We start from the raw sequence: 15,890 nt of genomic DNA on the forward strand, positions 1-15,890 counted from the left end.
AATAAAACCCTCTTGGAGATCAATAGGCCAAGGGGGCATTTTATCTACCATTTTTATGCTATTGCGGTTTATGCCTTGCCAGCATAGCTCTTAATCCTGCAACACCTTTTTGGCCTTTCTCTTGTTTTTCCTCTGCACTTAACACTTTCTTTTTATTAGTATCCCAATTCAAATCATCTTGAGGTAACTCATAAAGAAAACGGCTTGGATCAGGTTTGATTAATTCACCGTATTGACGTCGTTCTTTACATAACGTAAACGTGAGTGTTTTTTGTGCTCGAGTAATGCCCACATAAGCAAGACGTCTTTCTTCTTCTACATTATCTTCATCAATACTACTTTGGTGTGGCAATATCCCTTCTTCCATTCCCACTAAAAATACATGAGGAAATTCAAGACCTTTAGAGGCATGTAATGTCATTAACTGAACTTGATCTAATTCTTCTTCTGTTTCTCCTCGCTCCATCATATCACGCAGGGTAAACCGGTTAACGACTTGGGAAAGCGTCATAGGTTCATGTAATTCATCACCTTCAAGCATTTCACTCATCCATAAAAATAGCTGATTAATATTTTTCATCCTCATTTCTGCAGCTTTCGCACTGCTTGAGGTTTCATATAACCAACTTTCATAATCCATTTCATGCAATAAATCACGTACAGCTAATAGTGGCTCTCGCTCTGATTTTTGTACTATACGCGACATCCATTGTGAAAATGCGTGTAATGAATTCAAGCCTCTGCCTGTTAATGTTTGGCTTAACCCTAAATCAAAACAGGCATTGTATAAGCTTTTATCTCGAACTTTTGCCCACTCACCTAACTTTTGGATCGTCATGGGCCCGATTTCACGACGAGGCTTGTTCACAATACGTAAAAATGCCGCATCATCATCAGGATTAACAATAACTCGTAAATAGGCCAGAATATCTTTGATCTCTTCTCGTGAGAAAAAAGAGGTTTCACCTGAAATACGATAAGGAATGCGATTTTGCATCAAGTATTTTTCAAAAATACGAGACTGATGGTTACCACGATAAAGGATCGCATAATCCTTATAATTAGTTTTATTAATAAAGTGATGCGCAATTAATTCACCCGCAACACGTTCGGCTTCATGCTCTTCATTATTCGCCGTTAAAACGCGCAGTGCATCACCATAACCTAACTCTGAAAATAGTCGTTTTTCAAAGACATGGGGATTATTTTCAATCAAGATATTCGCTGATTTTAAAATACGTCCAGAAGAGCGATAGTTTTGCTCAAGCTTAATGACATTAAGTTGTGGAAAATCTTTTTGTAATAACACTAAATTTTGAGGTCGAGCACCACGCCAAGAATAAATGGATTGGTCATCATCACCGACAACCGTAAAGCGAGCCCTTTCACCGACCAACCATTTGACCAATTCATATTGGCTGGTATTCGTATCTTGATATTCATCCACCAGCAAATAGCGGATGCGTCTTTGCCAGCGCTCTCTGACTTCTTCATTTGTGCGCAATAATAGGGTTGGTCGGCTAATTAAGTCATCAAAGTCGAGCACGTTACAACTACGCAGATGTTGCTCATAACGTCGAAAACATTCGGCAAAAGTATGATCTTGTTGCGATCTCGCCATTCCAATTGCTTGCTCTGGCGTGAGCATATCGTTTTTCCAATTAGAAATTTGGCTCTTTAACTGAGAAAGCAAATCTTTATCTTCTTCTAATAAATCAGCGGTTAATTCTTTGAGTAGTGCAGACTGGTCTTGATCATCAAATAATGAAAATTTAGCTTTAATCCCTAACGCTTTATATTCACGTTTAATAATTTCCAACCCCAATGTATGGAACGTTGAGATCATTAATCCTTTTGCTTCTTGTCGACCTAAAGTTTGAGCGACACGCTCTTTCATTTCACGTGCTGCTTTATTGGTAAACGTCACCGCTGCAATTTGCTTTGCTGGGTATTGGCATTGACGAATAAGGTGTGCAATTTTATGAGTAATAACCCGTGTTTTTCCCGATCCTGCTCCTGCCAAGACCAAACAAGGGCCTGACACATATTCTACTGCTTTTTGTTGACCAGGATTTAATCGCATAGGTTTTCCACACTTCATTAGCCAAGAACATAACGGGAGACAATTGTAGCAGAAAGCGCATAAGAAAATGGTTCAGTTTTTTGAGCATTATTTCTCTAGGTAAAGGAAGTTTAACCTTGTTTAATAAAGTTTTACTTTGTATAATATTCAAACAAATATGGAGGTGTATATTATGAGTATAAAAAGCGAATTAATAGCCACTAAAGTTGATATAGAGCTCAAAGAGGCTTTTGTTGCAATAGCTCGAAATAAACACAGACCAGCCTCTCAAATCTTAAGAGATCTCATTCGAGTTTATGTGGAAAGTAATCAAACACAACCAAATGAAAAAACATTAAACACTTTTGCAAAAACAGATAAAGGTGATGATGTTTTTTATGCTGAAGATGCCCATGATTTATTCAAAAAATTGGATATCTAAATGCGAAAAGTGAGTTATTCAGGACAATTTAAAAAAGACTTAATACTCGCAGAAAAACGAGGAAAGGATATTAATAAACTAAAAGAGATTATATTACTATTAGTGCAAGGAAAGCGACTACCTGCTCAATTGAAAGATCATCCATTAACAGGAAACTGGAAGCCTCGTCGAGATCTTCATATCGAACCTGATTGGCTACTTATTTATAAAATAGACAATGATACTGTTCATTTCGACAGAACTGGCTCACATTCTGATTTATTTAAATAAAAACCACATATCAAATTGATAGATATGTGGTTTTATCTTTTTAAGATATATTTAGCACTTATTTTTCTAAGCTATCTATTTCAAGATAATAAACTTATATTCTGTTTTATCATTTAAAATATATTAGCACTTATTTTTCTAAGCTATTTGCGTGAGAAGAAGGCGGCAAAGGAGCTTATCCCAAGGAGCATACATCAGTATGTGGCTTGGGTAACCGAGTGTAGCCAACGCACTTATCACGTAAAGAGCGACGAAAAATTAGTTGCCGACAGCAATCTTCTTCATATCCGTCATATACCCGCGCAATGTTTTACCTACAGCTTCAATTGGGTGCTGACGAATGGCTTCATTGATATCACGTAATTGTGCATTATCGGTTCCATTATCTTGAACTTTCTTCGCTAAATCGCCAGATTGCAAGGTTGTCATAAACTCTTTCAGCATAGGAACAACAGCAAACGAGAACAGATAGTTACCATATTCTGCCGTATCTGAGATAACCACGTTCATTTCATATAAACGCTTACGAGCGATGGTATTCGCGATTAATGGCAACTCATGCAGTGATTCATAATAAGCTGACTCAGCAAAGATACCCGCTTCAATCATCGTATCAAAAGCTAACTCAACACCCGCTTTAACCATTGCAACCATTAATACACCATGATCAAAGTACTCTTGCTCACTGATTTTACCCTCATATTCAGGATAATTTTCAAATGCGCTAGCTCCTGTCTCTTCACGCCATGTCAGCAAGTTTTTATCATCATTTGCCCAGTCTGCCATCATCGTTTCAGAGAATTTACCTGAAATGATATCATCCATGTGTTTTGCAAACAGTGGAGCCATGATCTCTTTCAGTTGCTCTGATAATGCATAAGCGCGCATTTTTGCAGGGTTAGATAATCTGTCCATCATCAAGGTGATACCACCTTGCTTCAGTGCTTCTGTAATCGTTTCCCAACCAAACTGAATCAACTTACCTGCATAGCCTGGTTCAACACCATCGGCAACCATTTTGTCATAACATAACAGAGAGCCTGCTTGTAACATACCGCACAGAATGGTTTGCTCACCCATTAAGTCTGATTTTACTTCAGCAACGAAAGAGGACTCTAAAACACCGGCACGATGACCACCTGTTGCCGCAGCCCATGCTTTCGCAATGGCCATACCTTCACCTTTTGCATCATTTTCAGGGTGAACGGCAATCAGTGTTGGAACACCAAAACCACGTTTATATTCTTCACGAACTTCTGTGCCCGGACATTTTGGTGCAACCATAACAACGGTGATGTCATCACGAATTTTTTCGCCCACTTCAACGATATTAAAACCATGAGAATAACCTAATGCTGCACCTGATTTCATCAGCGGTTGAACCGCTTGAACAACCGCTGAGTGTTGTTTGTCTGGTGTTAAGTTAACAACTAAATCTGCTTGAGGGATCAACGCTTCATAGGTTCCAACCTCAAAACCGTTTTCGGTAGCACGACGCCATGATGCACGTTTCTCATCAATCGCTTCTTGGCGTAAGGCATAGGCGATATTCAAGCCTGAATCACGCATATTTAAACCTTGGTTAAGGCCTTGTGCGCCACAACCAACGATAACGACTTTTTTGCCTTTCAGGTAATTTGCTTCATCAGCAAATTCTTCGCGCGACATAAAGCGACATTTACCCAATTGCGACAACTGCTGACGCAGATTCAATGTATTAAAATAATTTGCCATGAGGGACTCCAAAATCGTTGTGTATGTGTTTGCTGTTATTATCCTCACTCTCTGTGAGGTGTTGCATGACTTTACTATAGGGGATGAAAGCCATTGCTTAAATTGATATATTTACAAGATAGTGTTGCAAAAAATGCAACGTTCTTTTTTAGCACCTAAGGTGGGTGACAATGGATATTCGAGATCTCAAACTCTTCCTACATTTAGCTGAAAGTTGTCACTTCACTAAAACGGCACAAGCAATGCATGTCAGCCCTTCCACGCTCTCACGCCAAATTCAACGCCTTGAAGAAAGCTTAGGTCACCCACTGTTTTTACGTGATAACCGACAAGTCACTCTCACTGATGCAGGCGAACAATTAAAGCGCTATGCTCAACAAACTCTGTTGCAATATAAGCAACTGAAACATACGCTAAACCAAAATAGCCCAAGCCTTTCTGGTGAACTACGACTATTTTGTTCTGTAACAGCGGCTTACAGCCATTTACCGCCTATTCTTGACCGTTTTCGTGCAGAAAATCCATTAGTTGAAATAAAGCTCACCACTGGAGATGCGGCTGATGCCGTCGATAAAGTGCTATCTGATGAAGCTGATTTAGGTATCGCAGGAAAACCTGAAAAACTTCCTGAAAATATCTGTTTTGAAAAAATAGGTGAAATCCCATTAGTGCTGATTGCGCCCGCTCTGCCTTGCAATGTTCGCCATCTTGCAACGCAAGAGAAGCCCGATTGGCTTAATATTCCGTTTATCATTCCTGAACATGGCCCATCAAGACAACGGATCGCGCTATGGTTTAAGCGCCATCGTATCCATAATCCCTCAATTTATGCGACGGTTTCGGGACATGAAGCGATTGTTTCAATGGTTGCATTAGGTTGTGGTATTGCACTTATTCCACAAGTTGTCGTTGATAATTGCCCAGAGCCCGTTCGTAATCGCATCTCTTCATTGGATAATATTTCAATGGTAGAACCTTTCGAGTTAGGCGTTTGCGCATTACACAAACGCCTTCAAGAGCCAGTGATCAATGCTTTTTGGCGATTACTCCACAACTAAACTAGTCGTTTGTGGTGACAGGAATAACTGAAAAGAAGGATTTCCTGTCTCATCATGATACTCATAACCCAAGTCATCTAAATGTCGCTCAAAACGCCCTTGCGTTTCAGGGAGTTCAAACGCTACCAGCACACGCCCGTAATCAGTGCCATGACTACGATAGTGGAATAATGTGATATTCCAATAAGTCCCTAATGTTTTTAGAAACTTCATTAAAGCGCCCGGAGATTCTGGAAATTCAAAACTAAATAGGCGTTCTTTAAGTGGCTTATTAGGGCGCCCCCCGACCATATAACGCACATGAAGTTTTGCCATTTCATCGTCAGAAAGATCAGCCACTTGATAACCCGCAACCGTGAGTTCACGTAAAATTTCTTTACGCTCTGCGAGTCCTTGACTTAAACGTACACCGACAAAAATACGTGCATTTTCAGGATCAGCATCGCTATAACGATAATTAAACTCAGTAACAACACGTTGACCTAAGATCTGACAAAAACGTAAGAAACTTCCTTTCTGTTCAGGAATAGTCACCGCTAATAGCGCTTCACGTTTTTCACCGAGCTCACAGCGTTCAGAAACATAGCGTAAGCCATGAAAATTCACATTTGCACCGGAAAGCACATGCGCAAGGCGCTCACCTTTGATTTGATGCTGTTCTACGTATTTTTTAAGTCCTGCTAATGCCAATGCGCCTGAAGGCTCTGCAATCGCACGTACATCTTCAAATAAATCTTTTACTGCGGCACAAATTGCATCACTATCCACTGTGATAACATCATCAACATATTTTTGGCATAAACGGAACGTTTCATCACCGATACGTTTAACCGCAACACCTTCAGCAAATAATCCCACTCTTGCTAATTCAACGGGATGCCCTGCCTCTAATGCTGCTTTTAAGCATGCAGCATCTTCAGCTTCAACACCTATTACCTTAATTTCTGGCATAAGCTGTTTGATTAATACGGCAACTCCAGCAATTAAACCACCACCACCAACAGGTACGAAAATACGATCAAGATGAACATCTTGTTGTAAGAGTTCCATTGCCAGTGTTGCCTGCCCTGCAATGACTGCGGGATGATCAAAAGGCGGAACAAAGGTGTATCCCATCTCTTCAGATAGCGCGATAGCTTTTGCTTTTGCTTCATCAAAATTGGCACCATAAAGCAATGCTTCTCCACCAAATTGGCGAACAGCATCAACTTTAATATCTGCTGTTGCCACTGGCATCACAATGAGTGCTTTTACTCCCATTCGATTAGCTGACAACGCAACACCTTGCGCGTGGTTCCCCGCTGATGCCGTCACGACACCTTTCGCTTTTTGCTCAGGAGTCAACCCTGCAATCATGGTATAAGCACCACGTAATTTAAAGCTATGAACGGGTTGTCTATCTTCTCGCTTAACTAAAATCGTATTTTCTAAACGTTCAGATATTTTTGTCATCTCTTGAAGCGGAGTGACTATTGCGGCTTCATAAACAGGTGCGCTCAGCGCCGCTTTTAAATATTCAGCGCTGCTTGGCGCTGAATTTAAAGGTCTAAAGGCAGCCATTCTTAGCCCCCTAACTTAGATTTATCACGCACCGCACCTTTATCGGCACTGGTGGCTAAAGAGGCGTAAGCACGTAAAGCAAACGAAACTTGGCGCTGCCTATTTTGTGGTGTCCACGCTTTATTACCGCGAGCATTTTGTGCATCACGACGAGCTGATAACGTTTTATCATCCACCTTTAATGAGATCTCGCGGGTTGGAATATTGATAGAAACAATATCGCCTTCTTCCACTAAACCAATCACGCCACCATTTGCCGCTTCAGGTGACACATGCCCGATAGATAAACCCGATGTTCCACCAGAGAAACGCCCGTCAGTGATAAGTGCACAAGCTTTCCCTAATCCCATTGATTTTAAATAAGAGGTTGGATACAACATCTCTTGCATACCAGGACCACCTTTAGGGCCTTCATAGCGGATAATTACCACATCGCCTGCCACGACTTTGCCACCTAAGATAGCCTCTACTGCATCATCTTGGCTTTCATACACTTTTGCGGGACCACTAAAAATTAAGTTATCTTCATCAACACCCGCCGTTTTAACAATACAGCCATCTTCCGCTAAATTTCCTGATAGCACGGCTAATCCACCATCTTGGCTATAAGCATGTTCTTTGCTACGGATACAGCCATTTTCACGATCTGTATCTAAAGTTGGCCAACGACAATTTTGTGAAAAAGCTTTCGTTGTACGAATACCTGCGGGGCCTGCTTTGAACATCGATTTTACTTGCTCATCTTGTGTTAACATCACATCATATTGCGACAATGTTTCTGGCAAACTTAACCCTAAGATATTATTAACATTGCGATTGAGTAATCCTGCTCTGTCTAACTCACCTAAAATACCCATAACGCCACCAGCGCGGTGAACATCTTCCATATGATATTTTTGTGTACTTGGTGCCACTTTACATAAATGAGGTACTTGGCGAGAAAGTCTGTCGATATCTTCCATGGTGAAATCAACCCCACCTTCTTGCGCGGCAGCCAATAAATGCAGAACCGTATTTGTTGAGCCACCCATTGCAATATCCAAGATCATCGCATTTTCAAAGGCTTCTTTTTTAGCGATATTGCGTGGTAATGCAGACTCATCATCTTTTTCATAATAGCGTTTGGTTAATTCAACAATACGCTTGCCTGCATTGATAAACAGCGTTTCACGATCTGCATGTGTCGCTAATAATGAGCCATTTCCGGGCTGAGATAATCCCAGTGCTTCTGTTAAACAGTTCATGGAGTTTGCGGTGAACATACCCGAACACGATCCACATGTCGGGCAAGCAGATCGTTCGATTTGCTCACTATCAGCATCGCTGACATTTGGATTCGCCCCTTGGATCATGGCATCAACCAGATCTAATTTGATCAGTTGATCTGAAAGCTTCGTTTTACCCGCTTCCATAGGGCCACCCGAAACAAAAATAACAGGGATATTCAAACGTAAAGACGCCATTAACATTCCTGGCGTGATCTTGTCGCAGTTTGAGATACACACCATCGCATCAGCACAGTGCGCATTAACCATATATTCAACAGAGTCAGCAATAAGTTCACGCGATGGCAAAGAGTAAAGCATGCCACCGTGTCCCATTGCGATACCGTCATCAACTGCAATGGTATTAAATTCTTTAGCAACACCACCCGCTGCTTCAATTTGCTCAGCAACGAGTTTTCCTAAATCCCGCAGATGCACATGACCTGGTACAAATTGCGTAAATGAGTTCACAACAGCGATAATGGGTTTACCAAAATCAGCATCAGTCATTCCCGTTGCACGCCATAAGGCACGGGCTCCAGCCATATTACGACCATGTGTCGTTGTTGCTGAACGGTATTTAGGCATTTTTCACACTCCTGCGATAAAAAAAGCGAGCAGGGAACGATCTACCCGCTAAATAAATTTATTTGATTATGTTTATGAATTGATTGGATCTAACCAGCCGTATTTATCTTCTGTCTCACCCGTAAACAGTCCAAAGAAGGCTTTTTGAATTGATTTAGTCACAGGACCACAGCGCCCGATACCTACTTGAATACCATCAACACTACGTACTGGCGTTATCTCTGCAGCGGTACCTGACATAAAGACTTCATCGGCAAGATAAAGTGATTCACGAGAAAGTACTTGTTCACGCACCTCATAACCGAGATCTTTTGCTAATTTGATGATGGCATCACGCGTGATCCCCGGTAGTGCTGATGAAGTAAATGGAGGCGTAAAAATAACACCATCTTTTACTTCAAATAGGTTTTCACCTGCACCTTCTGATAAATAACCATGAACATCTAGTGCAATTCCTTCTTGATAACCATGACGGCGAGCTTCGCTTCCCACTAATAGTGAAGATAAATAGTTACCACCCGCTTTTGCTGCAGTTGGAATAGTATTCGGTGCAGCGCGATGCCAAGAAGAAACCATTGCATCAATACCTTTATCTAAAGCTTCTTCACCGAGATAGGCTCCCCATGGGAATGCAGCAATGATTACATCTGTTTTATAACCTGCTGGCGGATTAACCCCCATGCCGACATCTCCAATAAAAACTAATGGACGAATATAAGCACTGACTAATTTGTTTTTACGTAAGGTTTCACGACATGCTTCCATTAACTCATCAACACTTTGCTCAACAGGCATACGGTAGATTTTGGCTGAGTCATGTAAACGTTGCATATGCTCACGATGGCGAAATACCACAGGACCTTTATGAGAATTGTAACAACGCACACCTTCAAATACGGAAGTACCATAATGCAATGCGTGAGACATCACATGAACCTTTGCCTCAGCCCATGGAACCATTTCACCGTTAAACCAAATATAATCAGCTTGCTTTGTCATTCTTTTATCCTTACATGGCACTTAGTGCATTCATGAATCGTAATTTTTCTTTCTGTTGATGTAATACTTGAATACCTGCAACATCAGCTAATTTTGTTAACTGGCTGCACAGAAGTTCTAATGGTCGCTGACTACTCACCGTCAGGCTTAAGTTAATATTGTTGCTCTCTGTGATATTCATATTCATTGAGCATATATGAAAACCACGATGACGAATAACTCTCAGGATACGTTCTAAGATCTCTGGACAAAAACGGGCTTCAATTGTGATATTGTGTTGGTTCATTTTGATTTCTCCATCATCTCATCATTACTTGCGCCCGGCGGGACTAAAGGCCAGACATTTTCTGCGTCATCGATAGATACCTGTAATAAGTAAGGACCATCGCTCTCTAATAAACATTTTATTGCATCAGCAACTTGTGCTTTTTCTGTGATACGTTGCCCAGGGATATCAAACGCTTTGGCTAAGGCAACAAAGTCAGGGTTATCTGTTAAAATTGTTTCGCTATAACGTTGTTCAAAAAACAACTCTTGCCATTGACGAACCATACCAAGACGTTGGTTATCTAATAACACCAATTTGATAGGTAATTGTTTACGTTTAATTGTGCCCAGTTCCTGCACATTCATCATAAAAGAGCCATCACCAGATACGCAGATAACACAAGCGTCAGGTCTAGCAATTTGAGCGCCTACGGCCGCAGGGATACCAAATCCCATGGTGCCTAAACCACTTGAAGTAATAAAATTTTCAGGTGCATCAAATGTCATATGTTGCGCCGACCACATTTGATGCTGACCAACATCTGTTGTCACAACGGTATTTTTAGGTTTGGCGTCTGATAATTGTTTTAATAATAAAGGGGCATAAATCGCAGAGCCCGGATGATCATAACGCCAAGCATGTTCTGTTTTTAATGCTTGTACTTCTTGTTGCCAAGATGCGATAGATAATGGCTGAGACAAAACAGGCAACAACACCTTAGCATCCCCCAATAACGCAACATGAGCTTGTTTTAATTTATTTAATTCTGCATGGTCGATATCGATATGGATAACTTTGGCATTAGGTGCAAAAGTATTTAATCGCCCTGTCACGCGATCATCAAAACGTGCACCAATAGCAATTAATAAATCACTACGCTGAACAGCATAATTTGCCGCTTTAGTGCCATGCATACCAAGCATGCCTAGATAGTTGGCATTTGATGCATCAGCACAACCTAGCCCTTTTAAAGTAGAAACAACGGGTATTTCTGTTTGCTTCACAAATTCTCTTAACGTTTCCACTGCATTACTCATGGCAACGCCACCACCTACATACAAAATAGGTTTTTGTGCCTGTGCTAACATCTGCTTAGCTTGTGCTATTTCTTGTGTTGGGTAAGGAAATTCTTGCTCTTCTGGTAATTCATAATTTGATAAATGGGAAGCATCGGCTAATTGAACATCTTTCGGGATATCGATTAAAACGGGGCCGGGACGACCTTGAGAGGCTATAGAAAATGCCTCTGATAACACTCTAGGTAATTCATCAACAGATGAGACTAAAAAACTGTGTTTAGTACATGCCAACGAAAGACCTAAAACATCTATTTCTTGGAATGCGTCAGTACCAATCAAATCGGAAGCAACTTGTCCAGTGATAGCAACAACAGGCACAGAATCTAACAATGCATCAGCAAGTCCAGTGATAACATTAGTAGCGCCTGGGCCTGATGTCGCGATACAAATACCTGTTGTCCCCGTAGCGCGAGCAAAACCAATCGCAGCAATTGCAGCACCTTGTTCATGGCGACATAAGATATGTTCAACACCGCCATCATAAAGAGCATCGTAAACAGGCATGATCGCACCGCCAGGATAACCAAAGACTGTCTCGAGTTGATGTTTTCGTAATGCCTGTACTAACCACTGTGCTCCATTCATTCTTTCACCCTGCCATCTTAACTTCTTGTTTAATTTAAATTTATTTTCTATTTCATCTCTTTTTCAAACTCTGGCTCAAAAAAAACCCCCGCGCCTTTCGGTGCGGGGGTTTTTAAGAGATCCGGCTAGTTTAGTTAGCCTTTCTTCGTCCTAGTGCAGCCCCGCACGGTGGGTTAATAATCACCACCACGCTGATAATAATTAGGCTAATCACTAGGACGATAGTATTCATAGTTTTATAACTTCTTTTCTTATTTAAAATGTATATTTGTAATGTTGTGTTGTGCTTTCTTTCACTCTGTCCTTTTAGAGTTATCATGATATTTTAGAATTGACAATGTTTATTTTAAAAAAAAATCTAACATAATGAATTTCATATGTTTTTTTATATCACAAACACACGACAGAGTTTTAATCTATAAACCATTTGTTTTATAGTTATTAATACCAAGAAAGAACACGTTATTTTGTTTTTTCTACTATTACATTTTATTATTCCAAGTTAAGAATCAATAACATTTTTCATTATATTTATATTAATTTATTAAATTAATTATTTAAAAAATTAACTGTTATATTTCAATGATTTGAATTATTCTTGAGATATCTCGCATTTATTTAATTCTTTATTTAACACAAAAGAAAAAATAATTTAAAAAGAAAAAAATAATGGAGAATAAAAAATGGCATTAGCAATAATATATACACGTGCTTCTTTAGGAATATCAGCTCCGCTTATTACTATCGAGGCACATATTAGTCAGGGATTACCTGGATTAACATTAGTTGGATTACCTGAAACTGTTGTAAAAGAAGCAAAAGATAGAGTAAGAAGTGCATTAATTAATAGCGGATATACTTATCCTGCAAAAAGAATAACGATTAATCTTTCACCGGCCGATTTACCCAAAGAAGGTGCACGTTATGATTTACCTATTGCACTAGCAATATTAATTGCATCCGAGCAATTAAAATCAAATAAATTAGAGTGTTATGAGTTTATTGGAGAACTTGCACTTTCTGGAAAATTACAACGAGTTAATGCCGTTATTCCTTCAATCCTTAGCGCTTCAAAAGATCATCGAATATGCATTGTATCAATAGAACATCAAACTGAAGTTTCATTATTACCCAATAGATCTGCTTTATTAGCCTCTCATCTTTTAGAAATTTGTCATCATCTAGAAAATAATACGCCATTAATTGAAACAGAAAGCTTTATTATTAACGATGAAATTGAAAATCAAGATAATAAAGATATGAGCGATATAATTGGTCAAAATAATGCAAAAAGAGCAGCAGAAATTACAGCAGCAGGAAATCACAATATTTTATTTCTTGGGCCTCCAGGAACAGGAAAAACAATGTTAGCACAAAGGATAACTACGCTTCTTCCTCCTTTAACGGCTAAAGAAGCACTTGATGTATTAATCATTAGTAGCTTAAGAGGTCTGACATTTAATGAAAGAAAGTGGCCTACAAGACCATTTAGAGCCCCACATCATACTTCCTCTGCTGTTGCTTTAACGGGAGGTGGCTCTCTTCCTAAACCTGGAGAAATTACATTAGCGCATCACGGTATTTTATTTTTAGATGAATTGCCAGAATTTGAGCGTCGTGTACTTGATGCATTACGTGAACCTCTAGACGCTAGAGAAATTACTATTTCACGCGCAAAAGCTAAAATAAGCTACCCTGCTAATGTATTATTGGTCGGTGCATTAAACCCAAGCCCAACAGGGCATTATCAAGGTAATCATAATCGAGTACCAATAAAACAGATCCTGCGCTATTTAAGCAAGGTTTCTGGACCTTTTTTAGATAGGTTTGATTTATCTGTCGAAATGCCACTTCTTCCTCAAGGTTCGCTTATTCATCCTACATTTACCACTGAAAATAGTTCAACAATTAGAGAACGAGTTCTAAAGGCTAGAGAAAGACAATTTTCACGATGTGGAAAAGTGAATACTTATCTAACTGGAAAAGAGATTGAAAGCTATTGCTCATTAAATACCAGTGATGCCACTTTTCTTGAAGATACGCTTAATAAATTAGGACTATCGATACGAGCTTGGCACAAAATTTTAAGAGTATCGAGGACTATTGCAGATCTCGAAAATGAAGAGAAAATACAGAGAAATCACTTGATTGAAGCTTTAAGTTTTCGTGCAATGGATAGATTAATGATCTATTTACAAAAACAATTAGATGGGTAAATAAAAGGAGCGAAAAAACGCTCCTTTTTACTAAAACTAATGATATTAATCATCAGAATCGGTATAGTCATCAGATGGATCGAGCTGTGGCTTTCCACCCGATAATGTATGAAAACGTTTTGGACGACTTATACGACTAGTATATTTCTTCCAAATTTTTTCTTCGATTGTTGCTGCTTCTCGTTCGCCACGACACATGGCAACAAATAATTTTTCCGCTTCAGTTATAGGCTCTCGTTTGCCTAAATCAAGCTCATTAAAGGCTTGACCATGACGTTCCAATATCTGGGATTCCTTGATAGTGAAATCGCCATGACGAGAAAAACCACGCGGATAATGTTTATTGTCAAAAAAACGATTAGTCGTGATAAAACTTTCTGCCATCTGACACACTCCTAATTCTCTATCGTCATACTTATGGCGCGGAGTATTAGATAGTCATGCGGTTCTGTAAAACAAAATATTTAAATCGTAACGACAAATTTTTTTGGAGATAGATGTGGATACCGAATTACTGAAAACCTTTTTGGAAGTCAGTAAGACTAGACACTTTGGACGAGCCGCTGAATCTCTTTATTTAACGCAGTCTGCGGTTAGTTTTAGAATACGACAATTGGAAACACAACTAGGCACAAATCTGTTTACTCGCCATCGTAATAATATTCGTTTAACTGCCGCGGGTGAAAGGCTGGTCCCCTATGCTGAATCGTTAATGAATACATGGCTTCTTGCTAAAAAAGAGATTAGCCATGCTTCTCAACATTCAGAGCTATCAATTGGCGCCACAGCATCACTCTGGGAAGCATATCTAACATCTTGGTTACAGGAGTCTTATTTAGAAAGAAAAGAGCTTAGAATCGAATCTAGAGTCTCTACACGGCAGTCTCTTGTAAAACAACTTCATGCAAGAGAACTAGATCTTCTTTTTACGACTGAAGCACCCAAGATGGATGAATTAGAAAGTAAAATTATTGGTGATATTACTTTTCAGTTGATGAAAATAGCATCAAATAAAACAGAGAAAATAGTACAATTTATCAAAATTGAATGGAGTGCTGATTTTCAGCCTTTTCTTCCTAATAGTGAAGTGCAAAAAATTGACCCTATTTTAACCACTAATTCTGCAATGGTTGCTTATCAGTTAATGAAAACAACACAAGCAGTTGCATTCCTACCTACACATTGGCTCGATCTCTATTCAGACCTAGCACCAGCCTCAACAGAAATTATTCAAAAACCTTTATTTGCGGTTTGGCTAAATACTAGTGATCAACAAGTATTGATACAACAATTATTAAAACAGCCGGTAAATCATCAATAAAGCTTAAATCCATTCTATATGTATTCATAGCATTAACAAATCACCCTTGGAATTAAGCTTTACTCTAGAATTTTCATTACATATTACAGGAAATATTATTGATAAATGTTAGTAAAATCAGCATATTGATAGATCAATCGATGGGAATATAGTGAAATAAATATTGAGAATAGATAACAAAAAGCCCAGTTAATTAACTGGGCTACAAAGAAGTATAAATTTTGTTATTACTTAATTGGTAATTGGCAGGGGCGGAGAGGCTCGAACTCCCAACACCCGGTTTTGGAGACCGGTGCTCTACCAATTGAACTACGCCCCTAAATAGTTGGCGGAACGGACGGGACTCGAACCCGCGACCCCCTGCGTGACAGGCAGGTATTCTAACCAACTGAACTACCGCTCCGCGTATTCTTTTCGCGATTAATGTTATTTAACATTAACGC

Annotated in this window: 14 protein-coding genes and 2 tRNA genes; 5 read left to right on the plus strand and 11 right to left on the minus strand. The window is 39.5% G+C overall.

Going from position 1 to position 15,890, the window contains the following annotated elements; translation table 11 throughout:
* Positions 1 to 58: 58 nt before the first annotated feature.
* Positions 59 to 2,083 (minus strand): DNA helicase Rep, encoded by a 2,025-nt coding sequence (rep, locus tag CUB63_RS10105; RefSeq protein ID WP_109847975.1) that lies wholly within the window; start codon positions 2,081 to 2,083, stop codon positions 59 to 61.
* A 172-nt stretch (positions 2,084 to 2,255) separates the two neighbouring features.
* On the opposite strand from rep, the gene CUB63_RS10110 reads away from it, so the two are divergent.
* Entirely contained in the window at positions 2,256 to 2,504 is a 249-nt protein-coding gene (locus tag CUB63_RS10110; protein WP_004253075.1) for a hypothetical protein, read from the plus strand.
* Positions 2,505 to 2,774 (plus strand): type II toxin-antitoxin system YafQ family toxin, encoded by a 270-nt coding sequence (locus CUB63_RS10115; protein ID WP_109847976.1) that lies wholly within the window; start codon positions 2,505 to 2,507, stop codon positions 2,772 to 2,774.
* Between the two features lie 258 nt (positions 2,775 to 3,032).
* Here the strand turns inward: CUB63_RS10115 and ilvC are convergent, their stop codons facing one another.
* Positions 3,033 to 4,508, minus strand: a complete 1,476-nt coding sequence (gene ilvC, locus CUB63_RS10120; protein WP_109372748.1) for a ketol-acid reductoisomerase — start codon at positions 4,506 to 4,508, stop codon at positions 3,033 to 3,035.
* A gap of 170 nt (positions 4,509 to 4,678) precedes the next feature.
* Between ilvC and ilvY the strand changes: the two genes are divergently transcribed.
* Positions 4,679 to 5,566, plus strand: a complete 888-nt coding sequence (ilvY, locus tag CUB63_RS10125) for an HTH-type transcriptional activator IlvY (RefSeq protein ID WP_006535847.1) — start codon at positions 4,679 to 4,681, stop codon at positions 5,564 to 5,566.
* Here ilvY and ilvA read toward each other — a convergent pair.
* From ilvA to ilvL, 6 genes are all read right to left on the minus strand, one after another.
* On the minus strand, positions 5,552 to 7,126 hold the full coding sequence (gene ilvA, locus CUB63_RS10130) for a threonine ammonia-lyase, biosynthetic (protein ID WP_072064620.1): 1,575 nt from the start codon (positions 7,124 to 7,126) through the stop codon (positions 5,552 to 5,554). The two genes, ilvY and ilvA, sit on opposite strands and share 15 nt — an antisense overlap.
* Positions 7,127 to 7,128: 2 nt before the next feature.
* On the minus strand, positions 7,129 to 8,979 hold the full coding sequence (gene ilvD / locus CUB63_RS10135; RefSeq protein ID WP_109847977.1) for a dihydroxy-acid dehydratase: 1,851 nt from the start codon (positions 8,977 to 8,979) through the stop codon (positions 7,129 to 7,131).
* Between the two features lie 72 nt (positions 8,980 to 9,051).
* Positions 9,052 to 9,978, minus strand: a complete 927-nt coding sequence (gene ilvE / locus CUB63_RS10140; RefSeq protein WP_109396579.1) for a branched-chain-amino-acid transaminase — start codon at positions 9,976 to 9,978, stop codon at positions 9,052 to 9,054.
* A gap of 10 nt (positions 9,979 to 9,988) precedes the next feature.
* Positions 9,989 to 10,264, minus strand: a complete 276-nt coding sequence (ilvM, locus tag CUB63_RS10145) for an acetolactate synthase 2 small subunit (RefSeq protein WP_072064623.1) — start codon at positions 10,262 to 10,264, stop codon at positions 9,989 to 9,991.
* Entirely contained in the window at positions 10,261 to 11,910 is a 1,650-nt protein-coding gene (gene ilvG, locus CUB63_RS10150) for an acetolactate synthase 2 catalytic subunit (protein WP_109847978.1), read from the minus strand. The genes ilvM and ilvG overlap by 4 nt, the downstream gene beginning before the upstream one ends.
* Positions 11,911 to 12,040: 130 nt before the next feature.
* Positions 12,041 to 12,142, minus strand: a complete 102-nt coding sequence (gene ilvL / locus CUB63_RS10155) for an ilv operon leader peptide (RefSeq protein WP_072064625.1) — start codon at positions 12,140 to 12,142, stop codon at positions 12,041 to 12,043.
* 451 nt (positions 12,143 to 12,593) lie between these two features.
* On the opposite strand from ilvL, the gene CUB63_RS10160 reads away from it, so the two are divergent.
* The gene (locus tag CUB63_RS10160) at positions 12,594 to 14,126 is read left to right on the plus strand and encodes a YifB family Mg chelatase-like AAA ATPase (RefSeq protein WP_072064626.1); all 1,533 of its coding nucleotides are present in this window, start codon (positions 12,594 to 12,596) and stop codon (positions 14,124 to 14,126) included.
* Positions 14,127 to 14,171: 45 nt separating this feature from the next.
* On the opposite strand, the gene CUB63_RS10165 is transcribed toward CUB63_RS10160, so the two are convergent.
* The gene (locus CUB63_RS10165; RefSeq protein ID WP_072064627.1) at positions 14,172 to 14,510 is read right to left on the minus strand and encodes a MaoP family protein; all 339 of its coding nucleotides are present in this window, start codon (positions 14,508 to 14,510) and stop codon (positions 14,172 to 14,174) included.
* A gap of 115 nt (positions 14,511 to 14,625) precedes the next feature.
* On the opposite strand from CUB63_RS10165, the gene hdfR reads away from it, so the two are divergent.
* The gene (gene hdfR, locus CUB63_RS10170; protein ID WP_109399710.1) at positions 14,626 to 15,447 is read left to right on the plus strand and encodes an HTH-type transcriptional regulator HdfR; all 822 of its coding nucleotides are present in this window, start codon (positions 14,626 to 14,628) and stop codon (positions 15,445 to 15,447) included.
* 243 nt (positions 15,448 to 15,690) lie between these two features.
* On the opposite strand, the gene CUB63_RS10175 is transcribed toward hdfR, so the two are convergent.
* A tRNA-Trp gene (locus CUB63_RS10175) sits at positions 15,691 to 15,766 on the minus strand.
* A 7-nt stretch (positions 15,767 to 15,773) separates the two neighbouring features.
* Positions 15,774 to 15,850 (minus strand) — tRNA-Asp (locus CUB63_RS10180).
* Positions 15,851 to 15,890 lie beyond the last annotated feature (40 nt).

The sequence above is a fragment of the Proteus penneri genome, from assembly GCF_003144535.1.
GTDB lineage: Bacteria > Pseudomonadota > Gammaproteobacteria > Enterobacterales > Enterobacteriaceae > Proteus > Proteus penneri.